This window comes from Pseudoclavibacter sp. RFBB5 (assembly GCF_002931555.1).
Classification (GTDB): Bacteria; Actinomycetota; Actinomycetes; order Actinomycetales; family Microbacteriaceae; genus Pseudoclavibacter.
Map to the genome: position 1 here is coordinate 89124 of NZ_PSTZ01000005.1, position 13111 is coordinate 102234.

Annotated in this window: 12 protein-coding genes; 8 read left to right on the forward strand and 4 right to left on the reverse strand. The window is 68.1% G+C overall.

What is annotated here, in order from left to right; all coding sequences use genetic code 11:
- Positions 1-87: 87 nt before the first annotated feature.
- The 3 genes from C5B97_RS05475 to C5B97_RS05485 all read right to left on the reverse strand — a co-directional run bounded on the left by C5B97_RS05475 (position 88) and on the right by C5B97_RS05485 (position 1805).
- Positions 88-351 (reverse strand): hypothetical protein, encoded by a 264-nt coding sequence (locus C5B97_RS05475; protein WP_146080736.1) that lies wholly within the window; start codon positions 349-351, stop codon positions 88-90.
- A gap of 86 nt (positions 352-437) precedes the next feature.
- A complete protein-coding gene (locus tag C5B97_RS05480; RefSeq protein WP_104311126.1) occupies positions 438-1286 on the reverse strand; it encodes a phosphatase PAP2 family protein in 849 nt (282 codons plus the stop codon).
- 63 nt (positions 1287-1349) lie between these two features.
- On the reverse strand, positions 1350-1805 hold the full coding sequence (locus tag C5B97_RS05485; protein WP_104311127.1) for a YbhB/YbcL family Raf kinase inhibitor-like protein: 456 nt from the start codon (positions 1803-1805) through the stop codon (positions 1350-1352).
- A gap of 197 nt (positions 1806-2002) precedes the next feature.
- Between C5B97_RS05485 and C5B97_RS05490 the strand changes: the two genes are divergently transcribed.
- The 7 genes from C5B97_RS05490 (at position 2003) to C5B97_RS05520 (ending at position 10597) form a co-directional block, all read left to right on the forward strand.
- Positions 2003-3898 carry a BCCT family transporter gene (locus tag C5B97_RS05490; RefSeq protein ID WP_104311128.1) on the forward strand — a complete coding sequence of 632 codons (1896 nt, stop codon included), beginning with the start codon at positions 2003-2005 and terminating at the stop codon, positions 3896-3898.
- A gap of 204 nt (positions 3899-4102) precedes the next feature.
- Positions 4103-4474 carry a RidA family protein gene (locus C5B97_RS05495; protein ID WP_104311129.1) on the forward strand — a complete coding sequence of 124 codons (372 nt, stop codon included), beginning with the start codon at positions 4103-4105 and terminating at the stop codon, positions 4472-4474.
- 211 nt (positions 4475-4685) lie between these two features.
- On the forward strand, positions 4686-6563 hold the full coding sequence (locus tag C5B97_RS05500) for an iron ABC transporter permease (RefSeq protein ID WP_219819763.1): 1878 nt from the start codon (positions 4686-4688) through the stop codon (positions 6561-6563).
- Between the two features lie 4 nt (positions 6564-6567).
- Entirely contained in the window at positions 6568-7665 is a 1098-nt protein-coding gene (locus C5B97_RS05505) for an ABC transporter ATP-binding protein (RefSeq protein ID WP_104252405.1), read from the forward strand.
- A complete protein-coding gene (locus C5B97_RS05510; RefSeq protein WP_104311130.1) occupies positions 7662-8516 on the forward strand; it encodes an inositol monophosphatase family protein in 855 nt (284 codons plus the stop codon). Before C5B97_RS05505 ends, C5B97_RS05510 begins: the two co-directional genes overlap by 4 nt.
- A 25-nt stretch (positions 8517-8541) precedes the next feature.
- On the forward strand, positions 8542-9741 hold the full coding sequence (locus C5B97_RS05515; protein WP_104311131.1) for an ABC transporter substrate-binding protein: 1200 nt from the start codon (positions 8542-8544) through the stop codon (positions 9739-9741).
- 73 nt (positions 9742-9814) lie between these two features.
- Positions 9815-10597, forward strand: a complete 783-nt coding sequence (locus C5B97_RS05520; RefSeq protein ID WP_181026914.1) for a GntR family transcriptional regulator — start codon at positions 9815-9817, stop codon at positions 10595-10597.
- Between the two features lie 18 nt (positions 10598-10615).
- On the opposite strand, the gene C5B97_RS05525 is transcribed toward C5B97_RS05520, so the two are convergent.
- Entirely contained in the window at positions 10616-11806 is a 1191-nt protein-coding gene (locus C5B97_RS05525; protein ID WP_258067990.1) for an alpha/beta hydrolase, read from the reverse strand.
- Positions 11807-11990: 184 nt separating this feature from the next.
- Between C5B97_RS05525 and C5B97_RS05530 the strand changes: the two genes are divergently transcribed.
- Positions 11991-13088 (forward strand): DUF475 domain-containing protein, encoded by a 1098-nt coding sequence (locus tag C5B97_RS05530; RefSeq protein ID WP_104311133.1) that lies wholly within the window; start codon positions 11991-11993, stop codon positions 13086-13088.
- The last annotated feature ends 23 nt before the right edge of the window (positions 13089-13111 follow it).

Consider the following 13111-nt stretch of genomic DNA (forward strand, 5'->3'; position numbering starts at 1 on the left):
GGTGGCCAGGGAACGAGGATGCCCTCCGCCACGTACGGTGTGGCGGAGGGCATCGCTTGCTGAGCCGCGCGCTGCCGGCGACCTCGATCAGGCGATCGCGCGGTAGTGGAAGTAGTAGCCGTTGTCGACGAAGCCACCCTGCTTCGGGTAGTACGTGCAGTCCTGGCTGATCTTCGTCCAGGAGGAGATGTAGGTGATCTTCGCCGCCTCGCACTCGCTCACCGTCGCGAACGGGCCGACGTTGTAGTTGGGGGTCACCGCCTGGGCGGCGGTCGCCCCGCCGAACATGAGGCCACCCGCGACGACGGCACCGGCGATGACAGTGGACACCCGCTTCTTGAGATTAACCATGCCGGCGACCGTAGCGATCGTGGATCCACGAGTCGTCTGTGCCTCCTGGGAGACTCGTGGCAAGACGGATTGCCTCAGACTGCGCCTCAGACGGCCCTGTCCTGGGCTGTCTGCTCGAGTTGGCGAGCATGCCGCTGCTCGCGGATGAGCAGGTACAGGCGGTGCGCGCAGATGACCAACGCGAGCCAGGCGGCTCCGAGGACCCAGCCGGCGAGCACATCCGTGAACCAGTGGTGTCCCAGATACACGCGTGAGAGGCCGACGGTGAGCGCGAAGAGTGCGGCGCCGAGGGCGATGAGGACTCGGGCGCGCCGGGTCTGGCGGCGCAGGATGAGCAGGTAGGCGATGACGCCGATGACGGCGACGGCGTTGAGCGTGTGCCCGCTGGGGAACGATGCGGAGGTCTCGTACGGGGGCACGGCCTCCGACTGCTCGGGGCGCACGCGCCCGATGAAGTTCTTGCCGACGACCGTCATGAGCAGTGAGCCACCGCCCGCCGCCACGATGAGGATGACCGGCGTCCACGATCGGCGGCGGATCGACAGGATCAGCAGCGTTCCGACGGCGATGACGGGCATGCCGATCTGCCCGGCGATGTCGGTGTACGCGGTGATGATGGCGTCGGACTGCGGCGACCTGAGGGTGATGGCGTAGTCGAGCAGCGGCTGGTCGAGGCCCGCGACGCCGTCCCGGTCGGTGACGGCCTCGTAGATCTCGGCGGCGAGGATGCTCAGGCCGAGGATGATCGCCGCGCCGATCACGAGCAGCAGGATCAGCGCGCTGTTCGGGCCGACCCTGTCGCCGACGCGCTGGATGCCCTGGCGGACGGCGACCGCCGCTCTGGAGTCGGCTTTTCGCACGACGCGGTCGTCGAACGCGGTGTCCTGGGCGAGCTCGCCCTCGACACCCTGGGAGGAATCGCGGGGGTGGGTCACGGCCCCCAATGTAAGGGGAGCTGCCGGGGCGCTGCCTGTGACCGCGCGATCTCCGGGATGCGCCTAGTTCGAGTACACGCCAACGAGTCGGTTCTGCTCGATGATCGCGCGTGCGTACCCGTCGAGGAACTCTTCGCGGGACGGCGTTCCCTCGACGTGGTGGTCGAGCGCGTAGACGGTGAAGTAGTAGTGGTGGTCGCCGTGGCCCTCCGGCGGCTGAGGCCCCATGTACTCGCTCTTGCCCGCCGTGTTCTCGGCGGTCCTGGCGTGGTCGGCGGTGGCGTCGACGGGGCCGTCCTGAGCTGGGAGGCCGTACACGATCCAGTGCGTGAAGCCGAGCGGCATGGGCGCATCCGGGTCGTGGACGATGAGCGCGAGCTCGACGGCGTCGGCCGGGACTCCCGTGATCTCGAGCCGAGGGGCGGTGTTGCCTCCGTCAGCGCTGAACGTGTCCGCGAGGCGGCTTCCGGCTTCGAAGTCGGGGCTGCTGATCGTGAGGTCGGCGATGTTGAGCGGCATTGGGTCTCCTCGATGCTGGGGTGTGAGGTGGTTCACTCAGCCAAGTCTCGCGCGCAGGCCTCCGAGGTTGCTCAGCGCCCGTCGCGGCGTCAGAGGAAGGTCGCAGCGGTGCGAGCTCGACTCGGCTGCGGGAAGACCTTCGGGTAACGTTGCACCCCGTTTGCCTTCCCCCGAGAGAAACGGATGCACCGCACGCCATGAACTCACAGGACGCACCACCCTCCCGATCCGCACAGGAGCCGGCTGCCTTCGGGCCCGAGCGCAAGCCCGTGTCGCGCATCATCCGGGAGGTGATCGACCCGGATCCGCTGCATCCGGCGCTCATCCCCGGCATCGGCGTCGAGGAGACGGGCCGGGCCTTCCGGACGAACTGGTGGGTGTTCGGGGTCGCCGGCGCCGGCGTCGTCGCGGTCATCGGCTGGGCTCTCGTCGACCCGGCGAGCATCTCGGCCGTCGGCTCCGTGTCACTCGACTGGGTGACGGAGAACTTCGGCTGGCTGTTCTCGCTCCTCACGATCGTCGTCGCCATCTTCATGCTCGTCGTCGGCTACGGGCGCACCGGCGGGGTGCGCCTCGGCGCGGACGATGAGAAGCCCGAGTTCTCGATGGTGTCCTGGATCGCGATGCTGTTCTCAGCTGGCATCGGCATCGGGCTGCTCTTCTACGGCCCGATGGAGCCGCTCACGTACTTCCTGGCGCCGCCGCACGGCTTCGACGTCGACCCGGGCAGCGTGGATGCGATGCACACGGCGATCGCGCAGACCGTTCTGCACTGGGGGCCGATGGCCTGGGCCTACTACGCGCTCGTCGGCGGTGCCATCGCCTACGCGGCGTACCGCCGCGGCCGTCCGCCACTGATCTCGGCCCTGTTCGACTCGGTGTTCTCGCAGCGCACGCAGGGATGGTTCGGCCCGCTGATCGACATCTTCGCGATCCTCGTGACGCTCTTCGGCACGGCAGTCTCGCTGGGGATCGGCGCGCTGCAGATCGCGTCGGGCGTGGAGATGGTGACAGGGCTCGGAGCGCTCGGCAACGGCTTCATCATCGGGGCCATCGCCGTGCTCACGGCCCTGTTCATCCTGTCCGCCGTGTCGGGTGTGAAGCGGGGGATCCGCATCCTGTCGAACATCAACATGGTCGTCGCGGGCCTCCTCGGCCTGTTCGTGCTCGTCGCCGGGCCGACGCTGCTGCTGGCGAACATCATCCCGGCCGCCGGCGTCACGTACTTCAGTGAGCTCGGCACCATGCTGATGCGCAACGCCTCCATGGGTGAGGAGACGGAGGTGTTCATGCAGGCCTGGACGACGTACTACTGGGCGTGGTGGGTCTCGTGGACGCCGTTCGTGGGCCTGTTCATCGCGAAGATCTCCCGCGGGCGCACGCTGCGCGAGTTCGTGACGGTCGTCATCGTCGTGCCGTCCGCGGTGTGTCTCGTCTGGTTCGGCATCGTCGGGGGCACCTCGATGTGGCTGGAGACGCAGGGCGCTGGCGTGAGTGCGGCCGGTTCGGCCGAGGCTCAGCTGTTCGCTCTCCTGGCGGAGCTCCCGCTGGGCGCCATTACGAGTGTTGTCGCGCTGGTATCCATCGTCATCTTCTTCGTCACGTCCGCCGACTCCGCGTCCATCGTCATGGGGTCGATGAGCCAGCAGGGCAAGGCCGAGCCATCGCGCTGGGTCACGATCTTCTGGGGCCTCATGCTCGGCCTGATCGCGGCTTCGCTGCTGCTCGCAGGCGGCCGGGATGCGCTGTCGGGGCTGCAGGCGATCATGGTCGTCACTGCGCTGCCGTTCGCGTTCGTCGTCATGGGCATCATGTGGGCGTGGGCGAAGGACCTGCGCACGGACCCCTACATGATGCGCCGCCGGTACGCGAAGGAGGCCATCGACGAGGGCGTGCGCGCGGGCATCGCCGAGCACGGTGACGACTTCGTGTTCGGGGCGAGCGTCGTCGAGTCGGAGCACGGGGCTGGTGCCTGGCTCGATACCGAGGACCCGGCGCTCACCGAGTGGTACACGGAGGCCACGACGGGGATGCTCGACGTGGTGAAGGCCGACACGGGGGGGACCGGACGCGGACCGGCCGGATGCCGATGACCCGGCGCGGATCGAGGCGCCGACAGCTCGGGCGGCGCTCGAGTCCGGGGAGCCGGAGCTGGACCGCGATGACGACGGGGGCCGTGTCGGGGTCTGAGGCGGGTTCACCCGGCGCCCGCCGCATGGCATGCTCTCCCTGACATCGCCTGCCAGGACGCGCTTCCCAAGTCGGAGGCGGAACCTGACCACAAGAAGGAGCCCCACATGACCGAGCGCACGAACATCTCCTCCGGCTCGCCGTACGAGGCGACGGTCGGCTACTCGCGAGCCGTGAAGGTCGGCAACCTCGTCTTCGTGGCGGGTACGACGGCCCCGGGTGTCGACGCTGAAGAGCAGGCGCGGGAGATCTTCGAACGCATCGGGGCCGCGCTCGAGCAGGCGGGCTCTTCACTGAGCGACGTCGTGCGCACGCGAGTGTTCCTCGTCGACATCGAGCGCGACTTCGACGCCGTCGGCGCCGTGCACGGCGAGGTCTTCGGCGACATCCGACCGGCCTGCGCATTCATCGGCACAGCGGGTCTCGTCGCCAAGGACCTGCTGCTTGAGGTCGAGGTCGACGCCGTCATCAGCGAGTAGCTTCGGTCTCTCTCGGTCGTCTCTCGGGGCGGTGGGCTTCGGCTCACCGCCCCGAGTCCGTTGTGCGCACCGACGCGGCGGGCTCTGTTGGACCGGCGCGGAAATGAGGTGTCACTTCGATCTATTGTCTTGACATTTTGGTGGGGTGGGTGTTTCCTCTAAACATACCTAATGAGGTACCAATTCACCTGCACTGTGAGACGAGGATGTCTTGACAACCAGCATCATCATTCCGGAGACGCCGGAGGGGGAACCGCCCGTGCCCCCGCGAGCCAGGCGCGGCAAGCGTCCACCGAAGACGAAGACGCCGCTCGCGTACCGGCTCAGGGTCCTCTCGACGAACCCCACGACGACGATCGGCATCCTGGCCCTGCTGCTCTTCACCTACCTGATCGTCGCGCCGATCATCTCGCTGCTCGGAGACGGGATCACGGTCGACCGGGCCGACACAGCGATCACCCAGCAGGAGGAAGGGTCGTTCACCTCCTACTACCTCTGGCGGGTGCTCTTCTCGCCGCAGGCCGCCGCCATATTCTGGGGGCCGCTCGGCAACACCGTCGTCATCGCGGTCTGCAGCGTGGCGCTCGCGCTCGTCATCGGCGTGTGCGCCGCCTGGCTGCTCGTCCGCACGAACATGTGGGGTCGCAAGTGGTTCGCGACCGCGCTCATCGTGCCGTACATGCTCCCGGCCTGGACCTTCGCGCTCGCCTGGCTGACGATGTTCAAGAATCGCTCAGCGGGAGGCCAGGCCGGATGGCTTGAGGCGATGGGGGTCGTCGTCCCGGACTGGCTCGCTTACGGCCGAGTGCCCATCATCCTGATCTTCGCGATCCACTTCGTCCCGTTCGTGATCCTGCTCGTCGGCAACGCCCTCAAGCGCTTCGATTCCACACTCGAGGAGTCGGCCCAGATTCTCGGATCATCACGCATCAGGACCGCCTTCACGATCGTCCTGCCGATCCTCCGACCCTCGCTGATCTCAGCGGTGACGCTCATCCTCGCCAAAGTGCTCGGAGAGTTCGGCGTCGCCTACGTCCTCGGCCTGCCCGTCAACATGAACGTCCTCGCGACGAGCCTCTACCGGAGCGTCTACAGCAACCAGCAAGGCTCTGCGGCGGTCATCGTCGCGGCGATCGTGCTCATCGGCGCGATCTCGCTGTGGGTCGACATGCACTTCCTCAAGGAAGCGAAGCGCTTCGTGACGATCTCGGGGAAGAGCGGCTCGGCGGGAAACGAGGTGCGGCTCGGCAGGTCTCGCATCTTCGCGACCCTGGCCTGCGTCGCGCTCTTCACGGTCAGCGTGGCGCTCCCCATTCTCGTGCTGGCGCTCTCAACCGTCATGCGCGTGCCGGGCAGCTTCGCGCCCGACAACTTCACACTCGACTTCTGGATCGGCACGAACCTGCAGACGTTCGGATTCCCGAACGGGATCCTCCTCAACGCGGAAGTCCTCAGCGCGGCCTTCAACACGTTCTGGATCGTCGGGCTGTCGTCGGTGATGGCCGGCGTCGTCGGGCTGCTCGTCGGCTACGTCATCGTCAGGTCGGAGTCGAGGCTCCTCTCCGGGACGCTGCGACAGATGCTGTTCTTCCCGTACCTGGTTCCCGGCATCGCGTTCGCGACCGCCTACCTGTCGCTGTTCGCCGTGCAGCGGGGGCCGGTGCCGGCCCTCTACGGGACCGCGGCGCTGCTGGTGATCATCTACTTCACGGAGCAGATGCCCTTCGCCTCGCGGGCCGGCATCTCCGCGATGATGCAGCTCGGGAGCGAGACCGAGGAGGCCGCGCGAGTCGCAGGCGCAGGCTGGTTCCACCGCTTCCGCACGATCATCCTGCCCGTCCAGAAGAGCGCCGTGGCGACGTCGATGCTCATGTCCTTCATCTCCGGCGTCAAGAGCCTGAGCCTGGTCGTCATCCTCGCGGTCCCCGGCCTCGAAGTGCTCACCACACTGTCCATCCGTCTTCTGGATGTGGGGTACACGCAAGCCGGCAACGGGGTCGTCCTCGTCGTCTCCGCCCTCGCCTTCTTCGGCACCTACGCCGTCCAGAAAATCATGAAGACCGACCTGTCCCGCGGCCTAGGAGGCTAACCCCATGCCCACCATCGATCTCAAGAGCATCGTCAAGAACTACGGGGCAGCCTCCAACGCTGTCGACGACCTCGATCTGACCATCGAGGACGGCGACTTCATGTGCCTCCTCGGCCCGTCCGGATGCGGGAAGACGACCACGATCCGCATGATCGCCGGCCTCGAGAACGCGACCAGCGGATCCATCCGCATCGGCGACCGCGCCGTCGACGAACCCGGAGCCGCTCGTTTCGTTCCTCCTGAGCGGCGCGACCTGGGTCTCGTGTTCCAGAGCTACGCGCTCTGGCCGCACCTGACGGTCGCCGACAACATCGACTACGGCCTGAAGCTCCGGAGGCTGGACAAGGCGGCCCGTGCGAAACGAATCGACGAGGTGCTGCGTTCGCTCTCCATCACGGACTACCGCGATCGCTATCCGGCGCAGCTCTCTGGAGGGCAGCAGCAGCGCGTGGCCCTCGCCCGCATGCTCGCCGTGCAGCCGGACACGATGCTGCTGGACGAGCCGCTGTCGAACCTCGACTCCCGGCTGCGCCTGGAGATGCGGACCGAGCTGAAGCGCATCCACAACGAGTCGAAGTCGACGATCGTCTTCGTCACGCACGACCAGTGGGAGGCGATGACCCTCGCGACCCGCGTCGCCGTGCTGAACAAGGGGAAGCTGCAGCAGGTGGGCACACCCCTCGACATCTACGACAGGCCAGCGAATCGGTTCGTCGCGAACTTCCTCGGCGTGCCACCCATGAATTTCTTCGACTTCACTCCCGCCGGTGCCGATTCTGCGTCGGCATACGAGTACCTCGCGGCGAGGGTGGATGCTGGTCGGCTCGGATCGCTCGGAGTGAGGCCCGAGGCGATCCGGGTCGAGCCTGCTGGGGACACGGGAGTCACCGATGAGCTCACGCTCGACGGGACGGTGGCGTCCGTCATGCCCACCGGGGGCAGCTGGACCACCGACGTCCTCGTCGGCGAACGCCACGTCTACACGACCTCATCCGTCGCCGCGCCGGTCCGGGCGGGCGACCGGGTCACACTGCGTGCCGCGCAATCCGCGCTGCACGTCTTCGATCAGGACGAACAACGCATGAAGGTGGAAACCGCATGACCACGAAGACCATCAGCAGCATCGAACTCGCACGGATCGCCGAGGAGGCGGCGCGGGGCGCAGGGGCGCTCGCCCTCGAGGGCTTCCGCTCCAAGGGCATGAGCATCGACGAGAAGGCGAACTTCCACGACCTGGTGACCGTGTACGACGTTCGCGCCGAGCAGTTCATCAGGGGCGTCGTCGAGAAGGAGCTGCCCGACTCGAGGATCGTGGGAGAAGAAGGAGGCGCGAGCGGTGCCGGCGACGTGACCTGGTTCATCGACCCGATCGACGGAACCTCCAACTTCGCACGCGGCATCGCCCTGTGGGCCGTGTGCATCGGCGCGGCCGTCGACGGGGAGGTTGTCGCCGGCGTGGTCTACGACCCGGTGGCCGACAACATGTTCGTCGCGGATGAGCGTGGCGCGTTTCTCAACGGCGAAGACCTGCGATCAGAGGGAGCGACGACCCCCGAACGTGCCACGGTCCTCGCCAGCTTCCCGCTGCCGCGCGACCTGGTGCACCTGCGGGCAGAAGCGCTGGAGGCCTACGCAGAGCTCGAGGACACGTACTCGCACGTCCGCGATCTCGGGAGCAGCGCCATCACGCTGACACACGTCGCCGCGGGCTGGGCAGACGCCGTCTTCTCGTTCGAGGCGTCCCCTTGGGATGTCGCCGCACCGGCCTTCATCCTGAAGCGGGCCGGTGGAATCTACCGCACGTACGGCGGCGGGGAGCAGCTGCCGGGTGCATCTGATCACCTGAACCGCCACTACTACGGCACCGTCGCCGGCGCCGTCTTCCCGCACATCGAATCGCTGATGCGCCTCCAGAGCACCCGTCCTGTCCCGTCGGTCTTCTCCGACAACTGATCTCATCCCCCCGAAAGGAACCATCATGACCAGAACACGTTCGCGGGCCCTCCGCAGGGCGCTCGCCGTCGGAGTGTCCGCGGCGGCGCTGCTCTCGCTGTCGGCCTGCGCGCCTCCCGGTGCGGACGGCAGCGTTGCCGAGAACACCGTGGAGCGCCCGGACCTCGCAGTCGACGAGACGGCCGAGGGCTTCGACCTCGATGCGCTCATCGACGCCGCGAAGAAAGAAGGCCCCATCACGATCTACGACGAGACCGGGAAGGTCGTGCAGATCGCGGAGGCGTTCACTGCGAAGTACGGCATCCCGGCGACGGGCATCAAGATCGAGACCAACGTCATGGACAAGGTGGCCAAGGAGTACGAGGCGGACAACGTCATCGGCGATGTCGTCGCGAACTCGGAAGTGCCCACCTTCTACAGCGAGCTGCTCGCCGACGGGGTGCTCACGAACTGGGTTCCGGGTGACGCCTACGACCGCCTGCCTGCGCACGCGCAGTACCCGTATCTGACCAGCGACAACCAGGCGATCTGGACGTACAACACCGAGGTGTACGGGGACACCTGCCCGATCTCGAACATCTGGCAGCTCACGGACGAGGAGTGGGCGGGGAGCGTCGCCATCCCCGACCCGGAGAGCCGGGCGCTGTACACGACGATCTGGAACCAGGCGGCGAACCATCACGCGGACGAGTACGCCGCAGCCTACGAAGAGCACTTCGGCGAGGAGCTAGTGACCGAGGAGCCCACGGCGGTTCACGAGTGGGTGAAGCGTCTCGCGGGCAACAGCCCAACGATCTTCAAGAACGATGAGGAGGTCTCCGACGCGGTGGGGGCTGCCGGTCAGAGCGACCCGCCCTTCGGCCTCATGTATGCCGCGAAGTACCGCAACAATGTCGACAAGGGATACAAGCTCGCGCCCTGCGAGGGCATGAACCCGTATGCGGGGGCCGCGACACCGCAGACGATGGCGTACGCGACGAACAGCGCGAGCCCGAACGCCGCGAAGCTCTACATCCATTTCGCGACATCGCAGGAGGGGATGAAGTTCATCATGCCCGACAGCAAGTCCTCGTTCGATCCGGAGGTGCAGCCCGTGGCAGACGATTGGGGCGTTATCGAGTTGAAGGAGGCGGGCGGGTTCCAGCCGTACAACACCGACACCCTGCAGGATGATTACACCAAGACGGTCACTTGGCAGGATCTGTGGCGCAGCTCTCGTTCCTAGAGTGAGGCCAGCGGTGCGGCGCCGGGAGATCCCGGCGTCGCACGTCGCGACAAGCGAGGAAAGAGAATCAGCAGTGAGCGATGCTCCACGACGTGTGTCCTTCGGCGAGGCGTTCGTCGCCGTCGATGTGACAAGCAGGGCGCCGCTGTATGCGCAGGTCATCGCGCAGATGGAGGAAGCTCTCCGGCGGCGCGTGCTGCAGAGCGGAGACCTGCTGCCGACGGAACGGCAGCTCTGCGAAGGGTTCGGGGTGGCCCGGTCGACGCTGCGGCGTGCGATGGGGGATATCGAGGCCAGAGGACTGATCTCCCGGACCCAGGGCAGCGGAACCCGAGTCGAGGGTGCCGCCGCCATCCAGCATCATCCCGAGACCTCGCACACGCTCTTCGAGCTGATCGCGGCGAGCAAGCGCGAGCCGAGCACCGACGTTCGGGAGTTCTCCTGGACGCACGCCGACGCCGACGTGTCGTCGGTCACGGGGTTCCCCATCGGGGCTCGCCTCCTGCACATCGTCCGAGACAGGTACGCGAGCGGGGTGCCGATCGCCAGCTTCGAGAACTACGTCCGCCCCGATGCCGTGGTCTTCGACGAGGAGACGCTGACCCGGGGGAGCATCGAAGCCGAATTCGCGGGAAACGGCTGGGCGGCCGATCGGATCGAGTACAAGCTCACGGCCGTCGTCCTCGACGACGTCCTCGCCGGGTCGCTCCAGATGCCTGTCGGGACGCCCGCCCTCCGAGAGCATCGCCGCTCCTACCGGGGCGGCGTCTACTACAACATCGGCATCAACACCTACCACCCGATCAACCACAGCATCACCGGTGTCGTCGATGGGATGGACCCCGCTCGCGGTTGAGGGGCGGCGGTCGGCGGGCTACGGCCGAATCGTGCTCTCGACGAGGGTCGCGGCCCCGAGCAGCTCCGGGATGCGCGCGGCGAGTCCCCGGCGCGGCAGCCGGTTGATCGCCGCCGCGGCTCCGGGCAGCGCGTGCTCCCGTCCCCGGACGAGCGCGCGGATCGCGTTGAGCAGTGCGAGCGGGTGCGATTCGAGGGCGGAGTGGCCGTTCTCGATGTGCACGAGCACCGCATCCCGTGCCGTCGCCGCAACGGCGCGGGCGATGGGCGGAGGGGTGCGCAGGTCGCGTGTGCCGACGAGCAGCACGAGCGGCCACGTGAACTTCGGGGTCTCGGCGGCGAGGTCGAAGGGTTCGCCCGCGAAGGCGGGGAAGAGGTCGGCGATCTCGGAGTAGGTGAGGGCGGGGTCGAGGGGGAGTCCGTCCGGGGTGCCGCCGTAGCCGAGTTCGCGGAAGCCGATGACGCCTGCGAGGTCGAACTCGTAGAAGCCGGGGAACCGCACGATCGAGCGGTCGCGGGTCGCGTAGAGCTGCAGGGCGCTCCAGGCGGCCGTGTGCGTGTGGTTGGCGCGCTGCCGCAGCACGGGGAGGAGGAGCTCGTCGCCGCCGAGCTCGTATGCAGCCCTCGCCACGTCGAGCAGGATGCGCGAGTCGACGCCCTGGTCGATGAGCGCGTGCACGACCTCGGCGGTGGCGGTGTCGCCGCGCCAGAACAGCTCGCGCACGGTGTGGCGCTCCAGGTTGAGCGACTCGGCCGACTGGAGGGCTGAGTCGAGCAGCATGCCGGCGACGCGTTCCGGGTAGCGGGCCCCGAACGCCGAGGCGAGGTACGTGCCGTAGGAAGCGCCGACGATATGCGCTTGGCCGATGCCCTCGTGGTCGAGCACGGCGGCGATGTCGTCGATGACGTCGCTGATGCGCATCGCCGACGCCGGCAGGTCGCGGCCGCGCAGGTCGGCGCGCGAGAAGCCGACGCCGCGGTGCTCGACCATGATCACGTCGAGCCCACCTTGGGCTGCGCGCCGGCGGAAGCCGAGGTAGGGGAGGAGCGACCCGAGGCCGGGGCCGCCCGGGATCACGACGACGGGGGTGGATGCTCGGGGCCCGGTGCGCGCGTAGCTCAGGTCGAACTCCGGTGTGCGCTCGGTGGCCGGGCGGCGCAGGCGACGCGTGTGCCGGTCGGCGAGCTGCGGGGGGATCTGCGGGGCCACGCGCTCAAGCTAGCAGGGCGGGAGACGGTGCTGACTGGGCGATTCGAAGCTCTCGCATCCCTGATTCGCGTCCTGTTGTGTCCGGTGACGCAGGCAGCCAGCGCGCGTTCACCTTCGTCTGTTCGTCTGGGCGTCCTGGTGCGATGGGGCTCCGCTCGACGGGCAACGACGAGAGGAACCCCGGATGCGCGCACTCCGACAGATCGTGATCGTTCCAGCCCTGCTCACCGCCATTGCGGCGACCGTCGCGGGTGTCGCGCTCGGCCCGCAGGTGGCGCTGGCGCTGGTTCTCCTGGTGACGCTCGAGATCGCGATGGCGGCGGACTCGTCGGTGCCGATGGCGGGCGTCGCGTCGCGCATCGACTCCCGGGCTCGCCAGCTCTTCCTCTCGCTCGGGCTGGTGGTCGGCGTCGTGACCGTGCGACTCCTGCTGCCTCCGCTGGCGGTCGCGACCGACGAGGGTGACGCGGGCGGGGCGATGGTGGAGGCGGTGGTCGAGCCGAGCGAGTTCGCGGCAGACCTCCTGGAGGTGCGCCCCGCGATCGCGGCGTTCGGGGCGGTCTTCGTGTGGCTCGTGTTCGCCGAGTACCTCTTCAACACCGACCGGCTCACGAGGCGAGCGTGGATGGGGGCGCCTGAGGCGGCGCTCGCGCGAGTGCAGCATCCGTGGGTCTGGTCGTGGGCGACGGCCGCCGCCGGTGCCATCCTCGTCGCAGCGCTCGTCGAGCCGGCCGAGCGCCTGCAGGTGCTCGCGTGGAGCGCCGTGGGCGGGCTCGCCTACGCGCTCTCGAAGGGCGTCTCGAAGTGGGCCCGCGGCGGCACCGGCGCCTTCCGCCTGCACGCGCATGCCTCGACCGTCATCCTCGAGCGGGCGCTCGTGATCTTCCTCGTCTTCGAGATCCTCGACGGCGTCTCGACGCTGCAGTCGGTGACGATCGTGCCGGTTCCCGCGGTGCAGGCGCTGGTCGCGGGCGCGGCGGTTCTCATCGGGGCGGTGTTCCTCGCCGGGCTCACGTCTGGCGTCGTCTCCGCTGACGGGCTCTCCAAGCTCCGGCACCTGAAGGCTGGCGCAGCCTACGTACTCGGGCTGCTCAGCGTGCTGCTGTGGACGAGCCTCGTCGTTCCCATTCCGGGAGCCGTCGCCGCCTGGGTCGGGTCGGCGGTCATCCTCGCGGCGTTCGTCAGCTCGCTCCGGCCGCGCGCCCGACTGCGGGCGAAACGGGTGCGCCGTGCTGGGCAGCGGCAGGATGCTGAGGCGAAGTCGCGCGCGGAAGCGTGGTGACGCAGGGGCGATTCGCGCCGCGC